Here is a 20688-nt window from a genome sequence, read left to right as displayed (position 1 = left end):
CCGCCTGACGGCAGGCGCCTGCCGTCAGGCGCGTCTGAGCAGCAGCGTCACGAACCCGAGCAGGTCACGGTACCCGTCGAGCCACATCTTCCGGTGCTTCAGCGCCGCGGCCATCGCGGCGTCACCGTCGTCGCCGGGATGCCGCAGCGCCCAGTCGATGAGCGTCCCGGTCCACGACCACTCGTAGTCGTACCACTCGCCCCGCTCGCTGACGTGGGCGTACACGGTGTGATACCCGGACGACTCGGCCTGTGCCACGGTGCCCGGCAGGTCCGCGTATTCGCCGATCTCCGCCTCGATCTCCCGGCCCGGCGGCCGCTCCCAGAACCCCTCACCCACCAGCGCCAGCCCCCCGGGAGCGAGCAGGCCGCCGATCGCCTCCATCGACGGCGTCAGCCCGCCGAACGCGTGCGTGGCACCGACGCATAGCACCAGGTCGTACGGCCCGGCTGCGGCAAAGGCGGTCGCGGAGCCATGATGCAGGGTCAGCCGGTCCGCCACCCCGGCCTCGGCCGCCATCCGGCGGGCGTCGGCGAAGCCCGCGTCGGACAGGTCCACACCGTCGGCGGTGGCGTCGCCGTACAACTCAAGAAGCCGAACACTCCAGACCCCTGAGCCGCACCCCAGGTCCAGGATCCGCGCGCCGCTCGGCAGCTCGGCCCGGCGCAGCAACCGGGTCAGGTTCGCCTCGCTGATCGGGGAGGCGATCGGGTGGTCGGCGTGCGCGATATGGCTGATCATCTGTCTCTCCATACGGACAGATCCTAGTTATCCCCCTATACCAACTTGACGTGTCGGGATTTGGAGAGTTTCATATGCACATAGCCGACTTATTAAGTAGGAAATAGGGAGTAGGGCATGAACGCTCGCAGGGTGCTAGCCGCTCTGGCCGCAACCGCACTCACCGCGCTCGTGGTGGCCTGCGGGAGCAGCGCCTCTCCCAGTGGCGCGGCGAAGGAGCTGCGCCTCGGCTACTTCCCGAACATCACCCACGCCACCGCCCTGGTCGGCGTCGAGAAGGGCTTCTACGCCAAGCACCTCGGCGTACCGGTGAAGACCAGTACGTTCAACGCCGGCCCGGCCGCGATCGAGGCGGTCTTCTCCGGCGCCGTCGACGCCACCTACATCGGCCCGAACCCGGCGATCAACGCCTGGGAGAAGTCCAAGGGCAAGGCCATCAACATCGTCGCGGGCGCCGCGTCCGGCGGTGTGTACCTGGTCGTCAAGCCCGGCATCAACTCGGCCGCGGACCTCAAGGGCAAGAAGATCGCCACACCGCAGCTCGGCAACACCCAGGACGTCGCGCTGCGCTACTGGCTGGCCAGCAAGGGGCTCAAAACCGACACCAAGGGCGGCGGCGACGTCCACATCGTGCCCCAGGAGAACGCGCAGACGCTGCAGACCTTCGCGACCGGTGACATCGACGGCGCCTGGGTGCCCGAGCCGTTCGCCAGCCGCCTGGTCATCGAGAGCAAGGGCAAGATCCTTCAGGACGAGCGCGACCTCTGGCCGAACAAGCAGTTCGTGATCACCCACCTCATCGTCCGGCAGGACTGGGCCAAGGCCAACCCCGACCTGCTCAAGAAGCTGCTCGAGGCGCACGTCGAGGCCACCAAGTACCTCAACGACGACCCCGCCGCGGCCGCGCAGACCGTCAACGCCGCGATCGAGAAGCTCACCCAGAAGCCGCTCAAGCCCGAGGTGCTGCAGAGCGCGTTCAAGAACATCACGTTCACGAACGACCCCATCGCCTCCTCCCTCACCGGCAGCGCGGACCACGCCGTCAAGGTCGGGCTGCTCAAGCCGGTGGACCTGAACGGCATCTACCTCTTGAAGCCACTCAACGAGGTGCTGGCCGCGCAGGGTCAGCAGTCGATTTCGGACAGGTGACGCACATGACGACGCAGGTGGTCGATCGTACGGCGGCGGTCCGGCTGGAGGCCGTCTCCAAGGTCTACGGTCACGGCGGCAACGGGCTGCTCGCCCTCGACAAGGTCTCACTGTCGGTACGGCCCGGCGAGTTCGTCTGCCTCCTGGGCGCCTCCGGCTGTGGCAAGAGCACGCTGCTCTCGCTGGTCGCCGGGCTCGACCGGCCGACGCAGGGGGAGATCTCCACGGCGGGGCGACAGGTCGCGATGATGTTCCAGGAACCGGCGCTGTTCCCGTGGCTGACGGTGTCGGCCAACGTCGAGATGGCCTTCCGCGCCGACAACCTCGCCAAGCGCGAGCGTCGTACCAGGGCGGGCGAGTTCCTTGAGATGGTCCATCTAGGTGGGTTCGGGAAGAAGCGCCCGCATGAGCTGTCCGGCGGCATGCGCCAGCGCGTCGCCCTGGCCCGCGCGCTCGCCCAGTCCTCCTCATCCTCAACATCGTCCTCGTCCTCGTCCTCGTCCTCGTTGGAGGACGGCGCGGTGCTGCTGATGGACGAGCCGTTCGGAGCGCTCGACGCGATGACCCGCGACCTGCTGCACGACGAGCTCGAGCGGATCTGGCGGGAACAGGCGCTGTCGGTCTTGTTCGTCACGCACAACGTCCGCGAGGCGGTCCGGCTCGGCGACCGGGTCGTGCTGCTCAGCAGCCGTCCCGGCAGCGTGGTCGAGGAGTTCCCGGTCGAGCTCGCCCGGCCCCGCCGCACCGACTCCGCGGAGGTCGCCGGGCTCGCCGCGAGGATCACCGACCGGCTGAAGGAAGAGGTGCTGCGCCATGGCCACTGATGGAACAGCAGTGCGCGAGCCGACCTTGGCCGCGTACGGATCGGGGGCGAGCGATGGCCGTTGACACGCACGCGCGGCAGATGGCCGGGCTCGACGCGCTGGAGCTGGCCGGTGAGCAGCGCGCCGGAGTGGCGTCCCGGGTCTGGGCGAGGCTCTGGCCGATGCTGACCGCGGTCGCGCTGGTGCTGGTCGCCTGGGAGCTGGTCGTGCTGAGCGGCCGCTGGCCCGAGTACGTCTTCGCCGGGCCGATCACCACGTTCCAGGACCTCGGGCACCGCCTCGGCGACCCCGAGTTCTACCAGGCCGTGGCGACCACGATGCGCCGGGCCGTCACCGGCTTCGCGCTGGCCATGCTCGTGGGCCTGGTCGTCGGCGCGGCCGTGTCGCGGGTGAAGGTGCTGCGGGCCGCCTTCGGCGCGCTGATCACCGGCCTGCAGACCATGCCGTCGATCGCCTGGTTCCCGTTCGCGATCCTGCTGTTCGGGCTGACCGAGAGCGCCATCACTTTTGTGGTGATCCTGGGTGCCGCCCCGTCGATCGCCAACGGCCTGATCACCGGTGTCGACTACACGCCTCCGCTGTTGCTGCGGGCCGGGCATGTGCTCGGGTTCCGGCGATTGCAGCTCTACCGGCACGTGATCCTGCCCGCGTCGCTGCCGTCGTTCCTGGCAGGGCTGAAGCAGGGATGGGCGTTCGCCTGGCGCTCACTGATGGCCGGCGAGTTGCTCGTCATCATCGCGTACCAGTCGTCGCTCGGCGAGCAACTGGCGATCTCACGGGAACTGTCCGACTCGCCGGGCCTGATCGGCACGATGATCGTGATCCTGGTGATCGGCATCGTGATCGACATGCTGTTCGAGGCCGCCGACAGCGCCCTACGTCGGCGCTGGGGCCTCAATCCGGTGTGATGCGGGTCTCCGCGCGAACCGATTACGCGCTGCGGGCGGTCACCGAATTAGCGGCGGCACCGCCGGGGCCGGTGCCGGCCGAGCGCATCGCCTCGGCCCAGAACATCCCGCGCCGCTTCCTCGACAACATCCTGCTGCAGCTCAGGCGGGCCGGACTCATCCACAGCCTGCGCGGCCCTGAGGGCGGCTACTGGCTGGCCCGCCCGGCGGACGACATCACGCTCGCCGACGTGATCGCGGTCATCGAGGGCAAGCCCGAGTATCCGGCGCACGGCGGCTACCCGGGTGTCGCGGGCCCGCTGGCCGACGTCTGGAGCGCGCTGCGCGAACACGAGGAACGCCTGCTCACGGAGGTCACCTTCGCGCAGATCGTCTCCACCACCCGCTAGGCAATCAGGCTTCCACTGCCGCGGCGTTGAAGATGCGATGCCCAAGCAGGTCTTATGCGGTACTGGACACGCACCACGTCGGGCCGGTGCCCCGCCATCGCCGCCGCCCCTCGGATGCCCAGCCGTATCGAGCCCCCGAGAAGGCATGGCCGAGATCACCGCTCGGGCGGCGGCGGGCGTATCGCATGGTTCCAGGATTCGGACGGCAACACCTTCGTCATCGAAGCCGGCATCTGATTCCCTGTCGGGGATGCGGTGCCGCTGGTGCCAGGCGTTTCAGGGAATGCGCATGTCAGGATTCGACTGCGACATGCACGTATCAATGCCCTGGTTGTAGGGCGTGTCTGGGTTGAACAGGGCGTAGGAGTACGAACAGCAGGGATTGTGGCATTCCGCCTCGGTCGGGTAGTCGGCACCGAACAGGGCCTCGACGCCGACCGCCTCATACGGCCCCGACGGCAGCTTCGGCACCTCGTCGTAGAAGTTCACCAGCCGGAACGTCTGCACGCGCAGGCCGTTGTAGTAGTCCTTGAAATTCGACTCCCCGACCTTGGGACTGGCCTGGTTGCAATGCAGGATCTTCGCGACGGGTATTCCCGCGAAGCAGGCCAGCGGAACGATCAGGGTCGCCAGGGTCGAACCGAGGCTGTGCCCGGTCACGATGAGTCTTGCGCCGCTCTCGGCGATCTGCGACAACTCGGCCGCGAAGGCGCCCTGGTCGAAGCCGTTGAAGACGTCATTGAACCCTTTCTCCACCTGGGTGTTCCTGATGGGCGTGCTTGTCGGCGGGTCATAGGGCACCAGATCGGTCTTGCCGTCCATGATGAAGTCGTCGTCCGTCTGGGACCCGCGAAAGGCCAGGAACACGGTGCTGCTGTCAGGCCCGTAGGCGAATATCGCGAAGGGTTCCGCGATCTTCTTGACGACCGGGGTGAAACTGCTCCAGAACGGGCCGCGGAACCTCCACTGGTCAAGCGGGAACGCCGGGCCGGTGATAGGGCAGCTATCCGAGGGCGTCCAGGAGAACGTGGGGGCACTCGGCTTGCCCGCAGCCTTCCATTGTTCACACATCTCGCAGGCTACGTTGACGACGAAAGAACAGGTTCGGGCGATGTCCAGGTCATAGCCGGGAGGAACCTTGAGTGGCATCTCGTTTCCGTTGGGCACCGGTACTCCTTGACGATGTCGGGACGGTCGACTGCGATCGCCGTGAACCTAACCACCCCGGCTCAGCGCTACGCATGAGTGCATAGGTTTTGGGCTACTCCATGCCATGTCCATCCAGACCGGCGACCCAATGGGTGTCACTCCTCGCCCGCTGCGGAGGGCCAGTTTCCACTCCCACAACTGCATGATCTTGTCTCAGTACGGTGCCGTCGGCGGCCACCGTCAACCGGTACTCCTGTGAGGTGCCTGACCGTCGGCCGGCGGCACCGTGCCTCGGCCAGCCATCATTGCGACGATCACCTGGCCGGCCGCAGCGCCGCACATCAGGATGATCGGTACCTGCCAGCCGGAACTGACGGTGTGGAGCAGCCCGAAAATCACCGGTCCCGCGGCGGCCAGCAGGTACCCGATCGACTGCGCCATCGCGGACAACGCGCCCGCCATGGTCGCGTCCTTGGCTCGCAGGCTGAGGAAGGCCAATGCGAGCACCAGACAGGCTCCGCCACCCAGCCCGAGAACGACGCTCCACAGCAACGCCCATCCCGGCGCCACCAAAAGTCCCAGGTAGCCGACGAGCACAACGACCGAGCTCACCGTCGCCACCGCGCGTTGATCACGTGCCCACCGCAGCGCGGCGGGCACCGCCAGGCTGGTCAACACCGCGACCATCTGGAACACGAACAGCAGCCAGCCCGCCGTGGCCGCACTCACTCCACTGTCCTGGAACACCTGAGGCAACCACGTCACGACGACATAGAAGCCCAGCGACTGCAATCCCATGAACGCCGTGACCGCCCACGCCAGCGCCGACCTCCACGGCAACCGGGGTCGGCGAATCGCCTCCGAGGCCGGCCGCGGAGTTCGCACCTGTGGAAACCACAGCACGACGGCCACCAGCGCGAGCACGATCCAGCAACCCAACGCGGTGTACCAACCGCCGGGGGCGACCTGGCTGATCGGCACCGCCACCCCGGAGGCCACCGCGGCGACGGCCCCCATCACAGTGGCGTACGCGCTGGTCAGCAGTCCCACTCTGGCAGGAAAGTCGCGCTTGATCAGGCTCGGCAGCAACACATTGCCGACAGCGATTCCCGCCCCGGTCAGCACGGTTCCCGCGAACAGCCCGATTGCCGTCGGTATCCATCGGACCGCGATCCCGAGCGTCAGCACCACGAGCGCACCCCAGAGGAGCCGCTCGGGTCCCCATCGCGCCGCCAGTCGCGGAACCATCGGCGATATCGCGGCGAACGCCAGCAACGGCAGCGTGCTCAGCAGACCCGCCGCAGCCGGAGCCAACTCCAGATCGGCTTGTACGCGATCCAGCAACGGCCCGACACCGGTCAAGCTCGGCCGTAGGTTCGCCGCCACCACCAGCAACCCCCACACCAGCAGGGCTTGCCGCTTTGAACCTGATGAGAACGCCGCCATGGTGTTGACCTCTCATGCATAATACGGAATAAGGAATCCGGATTCCGCATGAAGTCTAGGCAGAGGATCGTTTGGGATGTCAACTCCGCAGACCCGCCGCAAGACGCGTACCGACGCCGAGCGCAATCGAGATCGCGTCCTGGAGGCGGCTCGCGCGTTGTTCGCCGAGTCCGGCTACGACGTGCAGATGTCGGAGATCGCACGGGCGGCGGGCGTCGGCATCGGGACCCTCTACCGCAAGTTCCCGACGCGGGAGGCCCTGATCGAGGCCATCGCCGAGCACCGGGCCGCCGACCTCATCGCCGCCGCACGCCGACTCGCCGACGCGGACGATCCGGCTCACGGCTTGGCCGGATTTCTGCGCCATGTGGTGAGGTACTGGCCGACGATCGCGGCATGTCCGAGGTCATCGAGAAGGCCATGGGCTCGACCGAGCCACGGGACGAGACTCGGGAGGCGCTGCTCGCCATCGTCGCGGAGCTGATCGACCGGGCGCGGGCGCGCGGCACGGTCGGCCAGGATGTGACGACCGGGGACGTCAACATGGTCATCTGCGGCTTGGCGGCGGTCATCCGCAACGCCGCGGGCGATTGGCGGCGGTACATCGAGGTCGCCCTCGACGGCCTCCGCCCCCGCTGAAACGACGGTGATGCGCGACTGTCCTGGCGGCCATGCCCTTTAGCCGTCGTGATCCATCACGTCACACCGGTGATGGCCCGCCTTTCCAGGTCGATGAGCGCGGCGAAGTCGGCGGGGTTCAGGTCGTAATTGCAGAGAATGGCCGAGGTCCAGTTCATGTCGAGGTAGACGGACCAGTTGGTGTTGCCGCCCGCTATTCCGCCACCGTGGCTTATCACCCGCTGGTTGTGGAAAATACCGGAGATGGGGCCGTACGCCATGAGGGACTCGTATCCGCCGGGGCGGGGCGGGCTGCCTGCGAGAGGAGCGGGTGGGAATTTCGCGTTCACGTAGAGGGCGGTGTAGGCCGGGTTGAGCAGCTTGTTGCTCAGCAGGGCATGCGCGAAGCGGACCAGGTCAGGTGCCGTGGAGAAGCCATTCCCGCCTCCTGTGCCGATGTAGCTGCGCGCCGAATTGGTTCCCGCGACGCCTCGTGAGCCGCCCTTGTCGAGGTTGCGGAGGCCGTCGATGCGGGAGCCGTCGCTCTGGTACATGTACGGGTGCGCGAAACGTTCGCTGCCCAGCCATTGGGGGCGGATGTAGTAAAGGGAATCCGTCATGCCGGCCGGGCGGAAGATGTGGTCACGGACATAGTCCCAGAAGGTCTGCCCCGACACTCGGGCGACGATCTCACCGAGGACCTCGTAACCGGCGCTGCTGTACTGGTGTTTGACGCCGGGAGGGAAGGCGGGTTCCTGTGACTGGAGGCGTTTTCTCATGGCGGCGAGTTGCTCGGCGATGCTGTAGTGAATCGTCGTGGAAATGTCGTCGTCGCGGGTGGGATCGCCCAGACCGCAGGTGTGGGTGAGCAGGTTGTGGACGGTGACGGTGTTCGCCGTCTCGGCCGGGTAGCCGTCGAGATAAGTGCCCAGCTTCTCGTGGAACTTCAGCTTGCCCTGTTGCGCGAGCTGCACGATGGCCAGGCCGGTGAACGGCTTGGATGCCGAGGCCAGCGGGTAGATGGTGTCCACCCGGTTGGGGATGGATTTTTCCTTGTCAGCCATTCCGTAGGCGCGCGACAGCACGGGCTTGCCGCGATAGCTGATCAGCACGGTTCCGGAGAACTTGTCGTCGGCGGCGAGCTGGGCGATGTGCTTGTCGAAGGATCCTCCGGGCCGGACGGCGTCGGGGATACGGGGCGTTTGCGCCCGAGCGGCTCCCGTGGCGAGGGGAACCGCCCCCAGCAGGCCGATCGCGGTACGTCGTGACGGTTGGTTCGCGGTCATGAAGGTGATCGAACTCGGCGGCCTGTTTCCCGGCCGTTTCCACGCCCTGCGACACCGGCGAAAAGCTGGGCGCGATCCTCAGATCGTCTCGTCCAGGTTCTCGGCATAATAGGAGATGGCCCTGGCGTAGCCGCCCGCCCGGTCTGACTCGGCGACGACCGAGAGCAGCGTACTGACGGCCTCGCGAGCCCGGCCGGAGTTGTAGAGCGCCATGGCGTTGAACGTCCGCAACCCCGCGTCGCCGGGAAACTCCGCCAGCCCGCGCTCGAACGTCTCCAGCGACTCCGCCACCCGACCCAGCACTCGGTAGGTGCTGCCCAGCCCGAGGAAGGCGCCCAGCCGGTCCTCGGCGCTCAGCCCGTCATCCGCCAGCGCGCGCACGTAGAACGGAACCGCTTCGGCCTCCAGCCCGAGCGCGTCGTGCACCCACGCGGTCTGGTAGGCCACCTCCGCGTCATCGGGATACCGCGCGGCCAGCGCCACCAGCAGCTCGCGAGCCTCCTCCCGCTTGCCCCCCGCACGCAACTCCACAGCCCGCGCCAGCTCGTCGTCTCGCTCGCCCGCCGTCGCGATCGTGGTCGCCTCGACGGCCGCCGTGCGTAGCCCCGCCGCCTGCGCCGATTCGTCGTCACTCACGCACTCAGTGTGCCATGATGAGTGCGAGATGAAACGGTAACGGTTTTCATAGTCATAATCGGAGGGTGCTTATGAAAGTGGCGTTCGTCGGCAAGGGCGGCAGCGGCAAGACGACGATGTCGGCGCTGTTCGCCAGATATCTGGCGAGCCAGGGCGGCCCGGTGGTGATCGTGGACGCCGACATCAACCAGCACCTGGCGCTGGTGCTCGGCGTCGAGGACCCGCCGGAGCCACTGGGCTCCCGGATCACCGAGATCAAGGACCTGCTGCGGGGAGACAACCCGCGCATCCCCTCGGCCCAGGCCATGGTCAAGACAACCCCGCCGGGCCGCGGCTCCCGGTTGCTGAGCTTCAAGGACCTGGCGACCAGCGAGTTCGCGGTCACCACGCCCGAGGGCATGCGGCTGATGGCCACCGGCCCCTTCAGCGAGGACGACCTGGGCGTGGCCTGCTACCACTCCAAGGTCGGAGCCGTCGAGCTGCTGCTCAACCACCTGGTCGACGGCGCGGGCGAATACGTGGTGGTCGACATGACCGCCGGGTCCGACTCCTTCGCCTCCGGCCTGTTCACCCGCTTCGACCTGACGTTCCTCGTCGCGGAGCCGACCAGGCAGGGCGTCAGCGTCTACCGGCAATACCGCGACTACGCCGCCGACTACGACGTGCCGCTGGCCGTGATCGGCAACAAGGTGCACAGCCCGTCCGACGTCGACTTCCTGCACAGCCAGGTGGGCGACGGCCTGCTCACGTGGATGGAGCACTCCTCCGCCGTACGCGCGATGGAGCAGGGCCGCCGCTTCTCCCTCGACGACCTCGAGCCCGCCAACGCCGACGCGCTGGCCATCCTGCGCAAACACCTCGACGCGCAGGACAAGGACTGGGCCCGCTTCGGCCGCCAGACCGAGGAGTTCCACCTGCGCAACGCCCGCTCCTGGGCCAACGCCAAGACCGGCCTCGACCTGGCCGACCAGATCGACCCGGAGTTCGTCTACGGCAGCCGAGCCACCACATGACTGTCCCCTCCGGTCATCTGGAAGCCCTCACCGGCCCCGCCTAGCGTTCGCATCAATCCCCGTTGAGAGGAGACATCATGTCGCTGACCGTTCCGAACGATCTACTCGATCAGGCCAGAGCCGGCGAGGTCGACGACGCGGCGTTCATCGCCTGCGTCCGCGAATCCCTGCCGTACGCCTGGTCGGTGATCAGCGAGCTGGTCCAGCAGCGCGACCGGACCGGCGCCGACTTCGCCGACAACCAGGTACCACCGCCGAGCGAGGAGGCCCGGGGCCAGCTCCTGCGCTGCCTGGCCAGCGACTCGATGCGCGGCGCGCTGGAGCGCCACTTCAGCGTCCGCCTGGCCTTCCAGAACTGCCACCGGGTGGCGGTGTTCGCTCCGTCGGCCTCCGACGCCTTGCGGGAGTTCGTCACTCCGCGCGCACAGATCCTCAACCAGAAGCCGGAGCTGGTGGACTGCTAGCTCCATCCATGGCGGGCCGGTCCTCCCGGCCCGCCGCTGACATGCTGGTCAACGTCTCCGTGTACGGCATTCTCGCTGCGCCTAGAACGCGTGGAGCCGTACATCGGCTGAGTCCACGGCGACCCGCCTCCGTTGGCTCGCGATCACGCTTCCTCGGTCAAGCTTGACTTACAAGCCCTTTGGGAACCCCCCCGGGCTGGTCACCGCACTGCGTGCCGTTGGCCCGCTGGGCTCGCCGTATGCCAGGTACAGACCAGTACAGATGTGACCCCGCCTCCGGCGGGGCTCAGTCTCCAGCACCGGGCGGCTTTGGGTGTGTCAGTTGCCACTGGGGCTGAGGCTGATTTCGCCCGTCGCTTTGTCTCGGCGGATGCGCAGGACTACCGGCCCGTAGATGTAAGACGGTTGACGCGCGTAGCGGTCGAGATGGACCACGTTCATGGAACCGACCGCGTCGCCCTCCAGAGCGCTGATCGCGTCGTACAGCTGTGAAGCGGCTTTCAGACCAGTCCCGGTGACTCCACCTGAGCCGCGCCCGTGGCCGTCCGTGGCAGCCCACACGAAGAAGCCGTCCTCATCCGCGCCCCAGATATTCACCGGGCCACCAGCTTGAGAAGCCGTTCCGCCGAAACCGCCACGTCTTCCAAAACTGGCATTCGGCACCAAGGCATCCAACCCCACGCGAAGACCCGCTCGCCTTTGTATAGCTTCGCTCGCACTCGCAGCGGAAACGGCTGATAAATCACCAACAGCACGGGACACTTCCCGCGCCGAAGGTCGACGGCGACGTTCTCGCCGAGATCCGACAGCCCCAACCCAAGCTGCCAGAGCCGAACGAACTGCTCTTGCGCATCGAACAAGACACCGTCCACAGATCACCGCCGCATCCCTGAGGCCATCCATTTGAGATCTTGGCCTGTCGCGATAGCCCCAGCTTCATGACCGAATTGTCCATTCATTGTCATGGCCGAACTCAGACCTAACCCCTTGAGCCTTCAGAATGCCTCGGTAGAAACTTGTGCAGTAGACGAAGGTGGCGCACAATTAAGACCCAAAAAGCCCCCACGAGAGGAACTGGCCGTCAATACTTGTCAAAGATGCGTCACGCTTTGGGAGGACACAGGTGGAGGAAGATCATGGCCAACGATCTTGACCCGCGCCTGACGGCAGCTCAGCGCTTTGGCAAGGAGCTCGCCCGTGTTCGCAAGGAGGCGGGCATGACGCAAATCCGGCTGGGTAAACACCTGGGCTGCTCGTCATCACTCATAGCGCATCTTGAAAAAGGCGACAGGACCCCGAAGCCTGACCTTGCCGCAGGGTGTGATGAGGTCTTCGGGACAGGTGACCGGTTCAAACGCCTATGCCGCAATATCACCTCTCCCACCGGCCCCGACTGGTACATCGGTTGGACAGAGGAAATCGAGCCCTATGCACGGATGCTCCGAAGTTGGGACCCTCTCCAGATCCCCGGCATCCTCCAGACGGAGGCATACGCGCGAGCCGTCTTTCGCGGTGGCCTATTCGTTTCTGAGCAGGACATACAAGACAAGATTGATGCGCGAATGCGACGTAGGGGAATACTTCAGCGAGACAAGTCGCCCACTTTGCTCGTGCTCTTGGACGAGTGGGTGCTTCGTCGCCCCATCGGGGGCGCCAAGGTCATGGGGGATCAGCTTGATTACCTGCTCACCGCTGGAGAACTCCCCAACGTAACGATACAGATCGTCCCCTATGACACCACCTGCACGACAGGCCTGATGTCCGCGTTCACGATTGCCGAGCTTTCCGACGCCCCGACCACTGTCTCAGTAGACTCCGCAACGAAGGCGGAAGTCTCGGCAGACCATAAACTCGTTTCTCTGATCTGGGATATCTATGACAAACTACGCACAGAGGCGCTCCGCCCTGGTCCGTCTCTACAGATGATCGAGGAAGCGCGGAACCAATGGAAGCAGCAGACCTGAGCGGCATTGACTTGTCCGGGGCCGTCTGGCGGAAGAGTTCCCGGTCTGGCTCAAACGGCGGCCAGTGCGTAGAGGTCGCAAGTAACATCTCCGGAATCGTCGCCGTCCGCGACAGCAAGGACCGTGGCGGCCCCGTACTCACCTTCACGCCCGACGAGTGGAGGGCCTTCCTGGGCGGCGCCAAGGACGGCGAATTCGACCAGCTAGGCTGATCGTCCGTCCCCGGCAAATCGGTTCATTCTGGCAACCAGTCCAGGAACTGGCCGTGTGGTCCGGTAAAAGCGACCGGCTCTTCGTCCAGGGCCAGGACGAACGCACTGCGGTCGGTTGATGGGCTACGGGTCAGCCGAGCGGCCACGCCAGGCAATACGGTGGGCGCCTCGTTGGAGATCCACCGGGCGGGCAAGCCACGCATCGTCTCGACGAACCGATCGCGTTCGTCCTGCGGCAAGTAGGCCAGAACCGCGCTGTGGAATACGACCAGCGTGGCGTCCGGCGGCGCCTGTCCGACCAGGCCGGCGATGGTGGCATTCAGATCACCCTGAACGAGGTGGGGCGGTTCGGCGCGCGCGATCTGAGTCGCGGCGCGTAGCCGTACCAGCCGATCTTGCTGCTCGGGCCAGACCAGCGCCTCCAGCCAGCGCAACTGATCGGCATCAGCGACGTCGAGAGGGTTCAGGTCGATCCCGGCCCGCCACACCACCGACGGCACTTGCTGTGGGATCGGTACCGCTCCGCTGGTCCGGCAGGTCAACATGACCGGGCTGACTGGACCCAGGGCGGGTCGGTCATCGAAGCGGTAGCTGTAACGGTCCGGGTAAAGGCACAGTCCGGCCGAGGCGCCGACCTCGATCAATGCCAGTGGCTGCGGCAGACGCGCCAGAAGCGGCAGCAGCGTCGCACACCGGCCCGGCTCATTGGTCTGGGTACTGCGGGCCAGCATCTCGGAGCCGGCCTCCGCCCAATGCTCGAGCACCCAGATGCGAAACGCCCCATAGTCATGCACTGGACCGCCCAGGAACCGGACCGCGCCGAACAGGAGGTTGGGTTGTCGTTTGGCCGTCGGCAGCGTATCGATCAGGGCCAGAAGTTCGGCGTCTGCGCCGACGCCCATGCATAGCTGCTCATAGCTGGACGAGTGGCCCCGAGCCTCCATCTCCCCGAACTTTCGGTACCGCTCCGCCGTACTCGTTTCGCCCATCCCGTGCACGATGGTCCGCCCTTCCCTTGGGCCGGACAGCATTCCACACGACTAATTGAAACCGGCGATCGAGGGCGGATCGAGCCGCTGTCAACGCCACGGCTCTTCAGGGGTGCCGGTTCGCCCGTTGTGGTGATCCAACAGCCTGGACAGCAGCCCGGCCAACTGCTGTCGCTCCTCGGGTGACAGTGGAGCCAGCAGTTCGTCCTGGGATTCGGCCAGCCGCTTCTCCAGCCGCCGCAGTTGCCGCTTCCCCGCCGATGTCAGCGAGATGATGTTGCGCCGCCGGTCGGACGGGTCCGGGGCGCGCTCGACCAGTCCGCTGTCGGCGAGTTCGTTGATGGTCGCGACCATGTCGCTCAGGTGGATGCCGCCACGGCGGCCCAGCGCGGCCTGGCTGGCCGGGCCGGCCTCCTCCAGCGTCGCCAGCAGGCGGTAGTGGTATCCGCGGGCGCCGACGGACGAGAACCCGTCGCCCACCAGGCGGTGCGCGTGGTTGGCGGTCTGGCTGAGCAGCCAGCTGGGCAGGCCCGCCCATCGGGTGGGCGTGTCCTCGGATGGGTTCTCCATGTGACAAGTCTAACGAATCGTTCGGCCCACTAATGATTGTGCTATCGTTCGAGACGTAAACGTTAGTCGTCCGAACGTTTGGCGGCTGAATGAATCCCGCTGGAGCTGAGAACATGATCAAGCCGTTCCGCATCGACATCCCCCAAGCCGACCTCGACGACCTGGCCGACCGGCTCGCCCGCACCCGCTGGCCCAACGAGGTCGCCGACGCCGGGTGGGACTACGGCTTCCCGCTGGCGCGGCTCAAGGAGCTCGCCGAACACTGGCGGACCAAGTACGACTGGCGCGAGCACGAAGCCGAGCTCAACAAGCTCCCGCACTTCACCACCGAGATCGAGGGCCAGAACATCCACTTCGTCCACGTCCGGTCCGCGAAGCCGGACGCGCTCGCGCTGATCCTCACCCACGGCTGGCCCGGCTCGTTCCTGGAGTTCCTCGACGTGATCGAGCCGCTGTCGCGCGAGTTCCACCTGGTGATCCCCTCCATCCCGGGGTACGGCTTCTCCGGGCCGACCCACGAGCGCGGCTGGGATGCCGTCCGGGTCGCGCGGGCCTGGGCCGAGCTGATGCACCGTCTCGGGTACGAGCGTTACGGCGCGCAGGGCGGCGACTTCGGCGCGGGCATCTCCCTGGCGCTCGGCGCGGTGGCGCCCGAGCAGGTCGTCGGCGTGCACGTCAACTACCTGCCGACCCGGCCGGACCCGGACGCCGACGTCGAACTTTCCGCAACGGACGAAGCCCGGCTGGACAAGGTCCGGCGGCTGATGGCGAATCGTCCGCCGTACCAGGCGCTGCAGGCCCTCACCCCCCAGACCATCGGCTACGCCCTGACCGACTCGCCGGTCGGCCAGCTGGTCTGGATCGCCGAGCGCTTCGCGCAGTGGACCGACCCGCGCACGCCGGTCAGCGACGATCGGATGCTCACCGACATCTCGCTGTACTGGCTGACCGCCACCGCGGCCTCCTCGGCACGGCTGCACCACGATGCTCCGCGGGGGCAGGGCGTATCGTGCCCAGTGCCGGTCGGCGTGGCGGTGTTCGCGCACGACATCACGCAGTCGGTGCGGCCGCTGGCCGAGCGGCTGTACGACATCAGGCACTGGTCGGAGTTCGAGCGTGGCGGCCACTTCGCCGCGATGGAGGTGCCGGAACTGCTCGCCGAGGACGTCCGGGACTTCTTCCTGACCCGCATCGAGTAGGGCTACCGGTACCCCAGCCGTTAGTACTCTCGGTGACACTCCAGCCCAGAGCCCGGGATCCGATCAAGTCATGGCAGGGAGCAGGTAGTCGAGCCGGCGCCGACCAGGCGGCCGGGCACTCAGCCCACTTCGTTGAACAGATCTTGGAGGGCCTGGGCGGTGACCGCGCGAGTGAGCCAGGTTTCGAGTTGGGCGAGGTCTGTGCAGGTGGTGATCTGGGTGCGAATGTCGTCGGGGACATGGAAGTCGCGGGTGGCGAGCACGAGCAGCACCGATCTGGCGGCCTCTTCCGCTTTACCTTCTGTTCGGCCCTCTGCCTTGCCTTCGACCTTGCCTTCTGCTTTGCCACGACCGAAATGCTCGCGGGCGAAGGGGCTGTAGACCGGCCATCTGGTGGACGCGGACTTCATGATCTCCTCCATGAGGTGGCGGATCTCGGGCGTGGACATGTCGTAAGCGTATTCATAGTAATCCGGAGCGTGTTCGTCGGTCACGTCCGGCAGCGCGGCGGTGAACGCCTCGATGACCTTGCGGTCGCGTCCGTGGACCATGACCGACATGGCGGCAAGGTCCAGGTGGGCGGCGGCCTCTTGGGGATCGGTAATGGCCGGGATGCCGTCCGGCCCCAGCACCCAGGGCCGCAGGCGGAAGCCGGTCAGCCCGGACTCGATCGGCTGCGCGTAGTGCTCGGCGACTTTGCGGTCGGGGCAGATGACCAGGACCGAGACGTCACAGCCCAGCATGAGCCACAGGGCGGCGGCGTAGCGGGCGAGCTGCCGGGGATCCTTGGACTTGTCCTGCTGGATCTCCACGATGATGGCGTGGACGGGCGATTGTGGTGGGCCCAGCACGAGGACCAGGTCGGCCTCGATGTCGTCGGAAGGGCGAGTGTTGAAGGTGCTCGCCTCCCGCCGGATCAGCGGAGTGGCGGGCAGGTCCGCCCCCAGGAAGTCACGCAGGATCTCCACCGCCAGTTGAGGGCGATCGGCGAACAGCTTGATGAGAGTGTCATGTCGGGGGGACGGCATGACACTCATTGTTACATCAAGAGCACGTAAAGTGATGATCTTTCGCCTCCTTTCGGCCCTCAGCCGGTGACCTGAGGTAGCACCTCTTCCCCAAGGCGGCGGATGTTCTCCAGAGTGCGCTGGTGGTCGCCCATTCCCTCGACCATGAGGATGAGATGTTGGATGCCGGTGGCTTCCGAGGTGCGCAGGATGGACTCCACGCAGTGGGCCGGTGAGCCGACCGGGTGGACGCGGGTCAGGAAGTCTGCGTATGCCGAAATATCCCGTAATGGTGGTTCTCTGTTGTCCACCGGTACGTAGCCGGCCAGGCCGGGCGTCAGCCAGCGCGGCAGGGACTCCTTCAGCTCGTTTCGGGCTTCGGCGGTGGAGTTCGCCACGTGGGCGACGGCCGCTGCCATGTGGGCTTGCGGCGTTCCCCCGTGAGACGCGTACATGGCGATCATCGAGCTCTTCTGCCGGTCGTCGATGTGCATGCCGAGCAGCATCGGGAGGCCACGCTTCGCGGCCAGTGCCACGGTCGGCGGTGAGGTGCAGGCCAGGACCGGGCGCAGCCTGGCCGGTGGGACCAGGGGCACTTCACGGAAGCTGAAGAACTCCCCCGCCCCCGACACCCGCTCCCTGGAGAGCGCGGCGAGCAGTACGTCCAGCGACTCCTCGAAGCCGTGCTCGAAGCGCTCCAGCCCGGTGCCGAACACCTCCAGGTCCACCCACGGGCCGCCCCTCCCGACGCCCAGCGTGAAGCGGCCGTCCGACAGATGGTGCAGCATGGCCGCCTGTTCGGCCAGGGCGATCGGGTGCTGGGTGGACAGTACGCTCACGGCGGTGCCGAGGCCGATGCGGCTGGTCCTGCCGATCGCCACGGCCGCCAGCACGGTGGCGGAGGGGCAGACGCCGTACGACATGAAATGGTGCTCGGCGATCCAGGCATCGGCGAAACCGGCCTCCTCGGCCGCCACGATCAGGTCGAGAGCGCTCGCCAGCACCTGCTCCGACTTCTGGTCCGGAAACCGGGCCACGATGAGAAAAATCCCGATTCGCATTCCATCGATAATGGTCGATCCCGGCGCCAAGCCAATCGACCCGGCCAACCGAAGAAGCTAACCGAAGAGGCTCGCCTGCCCCTCACCCACCGCCGGATCCCGGTGCCGCTTGAGGTGCCGCCAGCGAGGCAGATCGTCCAGGTACGACCACGACAGCCGATGATGCTCCGTAGGCCCCAGCCGGGCCAGCGCCTCCTGGTGGACCGGTGACGGATAGCCGGCGTTGTCCGCGAACCCGTACTCCTCGCACCCGATCGTCCCCATGTACGCGTCCCGCCGTACCTTGGCCAGGACCGAGGCGGCCGCCACCGAGATGCTGGCCGAGTCGCCCTTGACCTCCAGGCGTACCGGCCACGGAGCCCCGATGTAGTCGTGCGAGCCGTCGAGGATCAGCGCGTCGGGCCGCATGGGGAGGGCGGCCAGGGCGCGGCGGGCGGCGCGGCGCAGGGCCTCCGTCATGCCGAGCTCGTCGACCTCGGTGTGGGAGGCGTCGCCGAAGCCGATGCCGACTGCCCAGGACTCCAGGGAGGCGGCTACCGTCCCGCGCTTGGCGGCGGACAGCTGCTTGGAGTCCGTCAGCCCGGCGGGCGGGTCGGACAGGTCGGTGATGACGGCGCACACCGTCACGGGACCGGCCCACGCGCCCCGGCCCACCTCGTCGAGGCCCGCGACCGTGGTCGTGCTGCGCTGGGAGAGCAGCAGGTGCTCGATGTCATAGGTGGGCGCCATGGGCACCAGACGTTATCGCTCCGCGAGCGATACCGGATCCAGATCGGCGGCGAGATAGCGCGCGGCGACGTGGATGGCCCGCAGCGTCACCGACACCGACGGCCGGTGGACGCTGGAGCCGCGCGCGACGGCCCGTATCTCGCGGCCCACCGGATTTCCGGGAAACTCGCGTACGGCGATGCCGCGCACGCCGGCGGCCAGCGCGAGCGCGGGGACGGCGGCGATCCCGATGCCCTTGGCGACCAGCGACAGGATCGTGCCCAGTCCTTCGAACTCCCACGGCGTCGGCCGGGTGCCGCCCACGTCCACGAAGAGCCGGTCGACCGCGAGGCGCGACGGCTCCCCGTCCGGCGTGGCCATCCACGGCTCGTCACGCAGCTCGCGCAGGTCCAGGGGCACCTCGGGGTCGGCCAGCCGGTGCTTGCGCGGCACCACCAGCACCAGCGGGTCGTTCAGCAGCGGGAACGTCCGCAGGCTGTCGCTGTCGCCGACCCGCCCGTACCAGTCGTCGACGAGCGCGATGTCCACCTCGCCCGCCTGCACCTCGCGCATGCCCCGACCCGACCGGCTCTGCCCGAGCCTGAGCGTCAGCTCGGTGTAGCGGCGCAGCGAGCGGGCCAGCGCGGGCGCGAACGCGACCGCCGCCGTGGGAAAGGCGGTCACCACCACCCGGCCGGACGGCGTGCCCGCGTGGGCCGAAAGGTCGGATTCGGCCTCTTCGACCATGGACAGAATGCGTTCGCCGTGGATCACCAGGCGGCGGCCCGCGTCGGTCAGCTCGGCGCTGCGCGCGGTCCGGTCGATCAGCGCGGTTCCGGTCTCGCGTTCGAGGGCGGCCAGCTGCTGGGACACGGCGGAGGGACTGTACCCCAACGACTCGGCGGTCGCCGAGATGCTGCCCCGACGGGCAAACTCGCAGATCAGCACCAAGCGCCGCAATTCGAGCATCGGACTTCCTTCCGCCCACCCACAAAAAGCCTCGCTTGTGGTGATGCCTTCATCCAACCACGCTGGGAACGTGACAAACATGACGGTTACCCTCTCCGCCACTCTGGCGACCAACGAAGACATCGAGCGAAGACGGCGCGCCGGGGAACGGGTGCTGCACCTCGCGTTCGGCGAGGCCGGCCTGCCCGTCCACCCGGCGCTGCGCGACAAGCTGGTCGCCGCATCCGAGCGCAACGGCTACGGGCCGGTCGCGGGGGCGGCCGACCTGCGGGACGCGGCGGCGGGCTACTGGACACGACGGGGACTCCCCACCGACCCCGAGCTGGTCGTCTGCGGCCCCGGCAGCAAGTCACTGCTGTACGGCGTGCTGCTGGCCATCGGCGGCGACATCGTCCTGCCCATGCCCAGCTGGGTCAGCTACGCGGCGCAGGCCGACCTCGTCGGCGCCCGTCCGATCATGGTCGCGCCCCCACAGGGACAGGGCGGCGTACCGGATCCGGAACGGGTGAGCTCGGCCGTGCTGCACGCTCGCGCCCAGGGCAGGACCGTCCGCTCGGTGCTCGTGACGCTGCCCGACAACCCCACCGGACGCCTCGCGCCGCCGCAGACCATCCAACGCCTGGTGGAGGTCGCCCGCGAGCTCGACCTGTACATCATCTCGGACGAGATCTACCGGGACCTGCTGCACGACCCCCTGCTTCCGTTCACCTCGCCCGCGGACCTGGCGCCCGAGCGCACGGTCGTCACCACCGGCCTCAGCAAGAGCCTGGCGCTGGGCGGCTGGCGGATCGGCGTGGCCAGGCTGCCCGACGAGGCGTACGACCTGCGCGCCAGACTGCTCGCGGTGGCGAGCGAGATCTGGTCCGCCCCGGCCGCCCCCGTGCAGGAAGCCGCCGCCTACGCCTTCACCGACCCGCCCGAGCTGGTCGAGCGCATCCTGCGCAGCCAGCGGCTGCACGGGACTCTCGCCCGCGCGGTGCGCGACAGGTTCACGGAGATCGGCGCGTCGGTGCCCATTCCCCAGGGCGGCTTCTATCTCTACCCGGACCTGAGCCATCTGCGGCTCGGCGGCTCGGCCGAGATCACCCGGCTCCTGCTCGAAGAGCACGGCATCGGCGTGCTGCCCGGCCACGCGTTCGGCGACGATCCCACCGCCGCGCGGGTACGGGTCGCGGTGAGCCTGCTCTACGGGGACACCACGGAGGAGCGACTGGCCGCGCTGACCAGCCCGGATCCGCTCCAGCTGCCGTGGATCGCGGCCAATCTGGACCAGCTGTCGATGGGCTTGACAGAGCTCTCGCTGGCGCGGCGGAGCCCGGTGCGTGAACGGCACCCGGCGCTCGTGCCGACGCCATGTCACAGTTAGGCGAAACTTTGTCCACGGGC

At 67.4% G+C, this 20688-nt stretch carries 25 protein-coding genes; 12 read left to right on the top strand and 13 right to left on the bottom strand.

From position 1 onward, the window contains the following. Nucleotides 1-24: 24 nt before the first annotated feature. Nucleotides 25-741: a class I SAM-dependent methyltransferase gene (locus AB0J16_RS04510; RefSeq protein ID WP_358534555.1), complete on the bottom strand. Its 717-nt coding sequence runs from the start codon at nucleotides 739-741 to the stop codon at nucleotides 25-27. 117 nt (nucleotides 742-858) lie between these two features. On the opposite strand from AB0J16_RS04510, the gene AB0J16_RS04505 reads away from it, so the two are divergent. The 4 genes from AB0J16_RS04505 to AB0J16_RS04490 are packed head-to-tail and all read left to right on the top strand — an operon-like array spanning nucleotide 859 to nucleotide 4011. Further along, the gene (locus tag AB0J16_RS04505; protein WP_358534553.1) at nucleotides 859-1890 is read left to right on the top strand and encodes an ABC transporter substrate-binding protein; all 1032 of its coding nucleotides are present in this window, start codon (nucleotides 859-861) and stop codon (nucleotides 1888-1890) included. A 5-nt stretch (nucleotides 1891-1895) separates the two neighbouring features. After that, the gene (locus AB0J16_RS04500; RefSeq protein ID WP_358534551.1) at nucleotides 1896-2714 is read left to right on the top strand and encodes an ABC transporter ATP-binding protein; all 819 of its coding nucleotides are present in this window, start codon (nucleotides 1896-1898) and stop codon (nucleotides 2712-2714) included. A 53-nt stretch (nucleotides 2715-2767) separates the two neighbouring features. After that, on the top strand, nucleotides 2768-3622 hold the full coding sequence (locus AB0J16_RS04495; protein ID WP_358534549.1) for an ABC transporter permease: 855 nt from the start codon (nucleotides 2768-2770) through the stop codon (nucleotides 3620-3622). Further along, nucleotides 3622-4011 (top strand): Rrf2 family transcriptional regulator, encoded by a 390-nt coding sequence (locus AB0J16_RS04490; protein WP_358534547.1) that lies wholly within the window; start codon nucleotides 3622-3624, stop codon nucleotides 4009-4011. Before AB0J16_RS04495 ends, AB0J16_RS04490 begins: the two co-directional genes overlap by 1 nt. Before the next feature lie 276 nt (nucleotides 4012-4287). On the opposite strand, the gene AB0J16_RS04485 is transcribed toward AB0J16_RS04490, so the two are convergent. Together AB0J16_RS04485 and AB0J16_RS04480 are read right to left on the bottom strand one after the other, a co-directional pair. Further along, nucleotides 4288-5178 (bottom strand): lipase family protein, encoded by an 891-nt coding sequence (locus AB0J16_RS04485; RefSeq protein ID WP_358534545.1) that lies wholly within the window; start codon nucleotides 5176-5178, stop codon nucleotides 4288-4290. A gap of 222 nt (nucleotides 5179-5400) precedes the next feature. After that, a complete protein-coding gene (locus tag AB0J16_RS04480; protein WP_358534543.1) occupies nucleotides 5401-6606 on the bottom strand; it encodes an MFS transporter in 1206 nt (401 codons plus the stop codon). Between the two features lie 76 nt (nucleotides 6607-6682). Between AB0J16_RS04480 and AB0J16_RS04475 the strand changes: the two genes are divergently transcribed. Together AB0J16_RS04475 and AB0J16_RS04470 are read left to right on the top strand one after the other, a co-directional pair. Further along, on the top strand, nucleotides 6683-7090 hold the full coding sequence (locus AB0J16_RS04475) for a helix-turn-helix domain-containing protein (RefSeq protein ID WP_358534541.1): 408 nt from the start codon (nucleotides 6683-6685) through the stop codon (nucleotides 7088-7090). Continuing rightward, the gene (locus AB0J16_RS04470; RefSeq protein WP_358534539.1) at nucleotides 7003-7245 is read left to right on the top strand and encodes a hypothetical protein; all 243 of its coding nucleotides are present in this window, start codon (nucleotides 7003-7005) and stop codon (nucleotides 7243-7245) included. The genes AB0J16_RS04475 and AB0J16_RS04470 overlap by 88 nt, the downstream gene beginning before the upstream one ends. Before the next feature lie 56 nt (nucleotides 7246-7301). On the opposite strand, the gene AB0J16_RS04465 is transcribed toward AB0J16_RS04470, so the two are convergent. Together AB0J16_RS04465 and AB0J16_RS04460 are read right to left on the bottom strand one after the other, a co-directional pair. Beyond that, entirely contained in the window at nucleotides 7302-8510 is a 1209-nt protein-coding gene (locus tag AB0J16_RS04465; RefSeq protein WP_358534537.1) for a serine hydrolase domain-containing protein, read from the bottom strand. A gap of 78 nt (nucleotides 8511-8588) precedes the next feature. Beyond that, complete coding sequence (locus AB0J16_RS04460; protein WP_358534535.1) at nucleotides 8589-9146, bottom strand: tetratricopeptide repeat protein; 558 nt, start codon at nucleotides 9144-9146, stop codon at nucleotides 8589-8591. 71 nt (nucleotides 9147-9217) lie between these two features. On the opposite strand from AB0J16_RS04460, the gene AB0J16_RS04455 reads away from it, so the two are divergent. Beyond that, nucleotides 9218-10159, top strand: a complete 942-nt coding sequence (locus AB0J16_RS04455) for an ArsA-related P-loop ATPase (RefSeq protein WP_358534843.1) — start codon at nucleotides 9218-9220, stop codon at nucleotides 10157-10159. A gap of 77 nt (nucleotides 10160-10236) precedes the next feature. Then, a complete protein-coding gene (locus tag AB0J16_RS04450; RefSeq protein WP_357653417.1) occupies nucleotides 10237-10623 on the top strand; it encodes an SCO5389 family protein in 387 nt (128 codons plus the stop codon). A gap of 318 nt (nucleotides 10624-10941) precedes the next feature. Here the strand turns inward: AB0J16_RS04450 and AB0J16_RS04445 are convergent, their stop codons facing one another. Both AB0J16_RS04445 and AB0J16_RS04440 read right to left on the bottom strand, forming a co-directional pair. Further along, nucleotides 10942-11220, bottom strand: a complete 279-nt coding sequence (locus AB0J16_RS04445) for a hypothetical protein (protein WP_358534533.1) — start codon at nucleotides 11218-11220, stop codon at nucleotides 10942-10944. Beyond that, on the bottom strand, nucleotides 11217-11495 hold the full coding sequence (locus AB0J16_RS04440) for a hypothetical protein (RefSeq protein ID WP_358534531.1): 279 nt from the start codon (nucleotides 11493-11495) through the stop codon (nucleotides 11217-11219). The genes AB0J16_RS04445 and AB0J16_RS04440 overlap by 4 nt, the downstream gene beginning before the upstream one ends. 264 nt (nucleotides 11496-11759) lie before the next feature. Between AB0J16_RS04440 and AB0J16_RS04435 the strand changes: the two genes are divergently transcribed. Together AB0J16_RS04435 and AB0J16_RS04430 are read left to right on the top strand one after the other, a co-directional pair. After that, on the top strand, nucleotides 11760-12587 hold the full coding sequence (locus AB0J16_RS04435; RefSeq protein WP_358534529.1) for a helix-turn-helix transcriptional regulator: 828 nt from the start codon (nucleotides 11760-11762) through the stop codon (nucleotides 12585-12587). A gap of 5 nt (nucleotides 12588-12592) precedes the next feature. After that, nucleotides 12593-12799: a DUF397 domain-containing protein gene (locus tag AB0J16_RS04430; RefSeq protein ID WP_358534841.1), complete on the top strand. Its 207-nt coding sequence runs from the start codon at nucleotides 12593-12595 to the stop codon at nucleotides 12797-12799. Nucleotides 12800-12822: 23 nt separating this feature from the next. Here AB0J16_RS04430 and AB0J16_RS04425 read toward each other — a convergent pair whose 3' ends face one another. Continuing rightward, nucleotides 12823-13788, bottom strand: a complete 966-nt coding sequence (locus tag AB0J16_RS04425; RefSeq protein ID WP_358534527.1) for a DUF2332 domain-containing protein — start codon at nucleotides 13786-13788, stop codon at nucleotides 12823-12825. A 90-nt stretch (nucleotides 13789-13878) separates the two neighbouring features. Continuing rightward, nucleotides 13879-14358: a MarR family transcriptional regulator gene (locus AB0J16_RS04420; RefSeq protein ID WP_358534525.1), complete on the bottom strand. Its 480-nt coding sequence runs from the start codon at nucleotides 14356-14358 to the stop codon at nucleotides 13879-13881. Nucleotides 14359-14471: 113 nt separating this feature from the next. Here AB0J16_RS04420 and AB0J16_RS04415 point away from each other — a divergent pair, with 113 nt between their 5' ends. After that, a complete protein-coding gene (locus AB0J16_RS04415) occupies nucleotides 14472-15557 on the top strand; it encodes an epoxide hydrolase family protein (protein WP_358534523.1) in 1086 nt (361 codons plus the stop codon). A 119-nt stretch (nucleotides 15558-15676) separates the two neighbouring features. Here the strand turns inward: AB0J16_RS04415 and AB0J16_RS04410 are convergent, their stop codons facing one another. From AB0J16_RS04410 to AB0J16_RS04395, 4 genes are read right to left on the bottom strand one after another with little or no spacing between them, the layout of a single operon-like run. Then, complete coding sequence (locus tag AB0J16_RS04410) at nucleotides 15677-16585, bottom strand: hypothetical protein (protein WP_358534521.1); 909 nt, start codon at nucleotides 16583-16585, stop codon at nucleotides 15677-15679. A 59-nt stretch (nucleotides 16586-16644) separates the two neighbouring features. Beyond that, nucleotides 16645-17625 carry an LLM class flavin-dependent oxidoreductase gene (locus tag AB0J16_RS04405; RefSeq protein ID WP_358534519.1) on the bottom strand — a complete coding sequence of 327 codons (981 nt, stop codon included), beginning with the start codon at nucleotides 17623-17625 and terminating at the stop codon, nucleotides 16645-16647. 57 nt (nucleotides 17626-17682) lie between these two features. Then, nucleotides 17683-18354: a ribonuclease HII gene (locus AB0J16_RS04400; RefSeq protein ID WP_358534517.1), complete on the bottom strand. Its 672-nt coding sequence runs from the start codon at nucleotides 18352-18354 to the stop codon at nucleotides 17683-17685. A 12-nt stretch (nucleotides 18355-18366) separates the two neighbouring features. After that, a complete protein-coding gene (locus AB0J16_RS04395) occupies nucleotides 18367-19302 on the bottom strand; it encodes a LysR family transcriptional regulator (protein ID WP_358534515.1) in 936 nt (311 codons plus the stop codon). 79 nt (nucleotides 19303-19381) lie between these two features. Here AB0J16_RS04395 and AB0J16_RS04390 point away from each other — a divergent pair, with 79 nt between their 5' ends. Continuing rightward, the gene (locus AB0J16_RS04390; RefSeq protein WP_358534513.1) at nucleotides 19382-20668 is read left to right on the top strand and encodes a pyridoxal phosphate-dependent aminotransferase; all 1287 of its coding nucleotides are present in this window, start codon (nucleotides 19382-19384) and stop codon (nucleotides 20666-20668) included. The last annotated feature ends 20 nt before the right edge of the window (nucleotides 20669-20688 follow it).

The sequence above is a fragment of the Nonomuraea sp. NPDC049750 genome (assembly GCF_040659625.1).
Taxonomy (GTDB): domain Bacteria; phylum Actinomycetota; class Actinomycetes; order Streptosporangiales; family Streptosporangiaceae; genus Nonomuraea.
Note: the sequence above shows the minus strand (reverse complement) of the source record. Positions and strands in the feature narration are given on the sequence as shown.

Bases quoted from the DNA above. Each gene is read 5' to 3' on its own strand.
- AB0J16_RS04410 (WP_358534521.1), bottom strand. From the start codon at position 16,585: ATGCCGTCCCCCCGACATGACACTCTCATCAAGCTGTTCGCCGATCGC.
- AB0J16_RS04510 (WP_358534555.1), bottom strand. From the start codon at position 741: ATGATCAGCCATATCGCGCACGCCGACCACCCGATCGCCTCCCCGATC.
- AB0J16_RS04455 (WP_358534843.1), top strand. From the start codon at position 9,218: ATGAAAGTGGCGTTCGTCGGCAAGGGCGGCAGCGGCAAGACGACGATG.
- AB0J16_RS04450 (WP_357653417.1), top strand. From the start codon at position 10,237: ATGTCGCTGACCGTTCCGAACGATCTACTCGATCAGGCCAGAGCCGGC.
- AB0J16_RS04465 (WP_358534537.1), bottom strand. From the start codon at position 8,510: ATGACCGCGAACCAACCGTCACGACGTACCGCGATCGGCCTGCTGGGG.
- AB0J16_RS04395 (WP_358534515.1), bottom strand. From the start codon at position 19,302: ATGCTCGAATTGCGGCGCTTGGTGCTGATCTGCGAGTTTGCCCGTCGG.
- AB0J16_RS04435 (WP_358534529.1), top strand. From the start codon at position 11,760: ATGGCCAACGATCTTGACCCGCGCCTGACGGCAGCTCAGCGCTTTGGC.
- AB0J16_RS04425 (WP_358534527.1), bottom strand. From the start codon at position 13,788: ATGGGCGAAACGAGTACGGCGGAGCGGTACCGAAAGTTCGGGGAGATG.
- AB0J16_RS04505 (WP_358534553.1), top strand. From the start codon at position 859: ATGAACGCTCGCAGGGTGCTAGCCGCTCTGGCCGCAACCGCACTCACC.
- AB0J16_RS04475 (WP_358534541.1), top strand. From the start codon at position 6,683: ATGTCAACTCCGCAGACCCGCCGCAAGACGCGTACCGACGCCGAGCGC.
- AB0J16_RS04480 (WP_358534543.1), bottom strand. From the start codon at position 6,606: ATGGCGGCGTTCTCATCAGGTTCAAAGCGGCAAGCCCTGCTGGTGTGG.
- AB0J16_RS04420 (WP_358534525.1), bottom strand. From the start codon at position 14,358: ATGGAGAACCCATCCGAGGACACGCCCACCCGATGGGCGGGCCTGCCC.
- AB0J16_RS04400 (WP_358534517.1), bottom strand. From the start codon at position 18,354: ATGGCGCCCACCTATGACATCGAGCACCTGCTGCTCTCCCAGCGCAGC.
- AB0J16_RS04470 (WP_358534539.1), top strand. From the start codon at position 7,003: ATGTCCGAGGTCATCGAGAAGGCCATGGGCTCGACCGAGCCACGGGAC.
- AB0J16_RS04495 (WP_358534549.1), top strand. From the start codon at position 2,768: ATGGCCGTTGACACGCACGCGCGGCAGATGGCCGGGCTCGACGCGCTG.
- AB0J16_RS04405 (WP_358534519.1), bottom strand. From the start codon at position 17,625: ATGCGAATCGGGATTTTTCTCATCGTGGCCCGGTTTCCGGACCAGAAG.
- AB0J16_RS04415 (WP_358534523.1), top strand. From the start codon at position 14,472: ATGATCAAGCCGTTCCGCATCGACATCCCCCAAGCCGACCTCGACGAC.
- AB0J16_RS04390 (WP_358534513.1), top strand. From the start codon at position 19,382: ATGACGGTTACCCTCTCCGCCACTCTGGCGACCAACGAAGACATCGAG.
- AB0J16_RS04500 (WP_358534551.1), top strand. From the start codon at position 1,896: ATGACGACGCAGGTGGTCGATCGTACGGCGGCGGTCCGGCTGGAGGCC.
- AB0J16_RS04490 (WP_358534547.1), top strand. From the start codon at position 3,622: ATGCGGGTCTCCGCGCGAACCGATTACGCGCTGCGGGCGGTCACCGAA.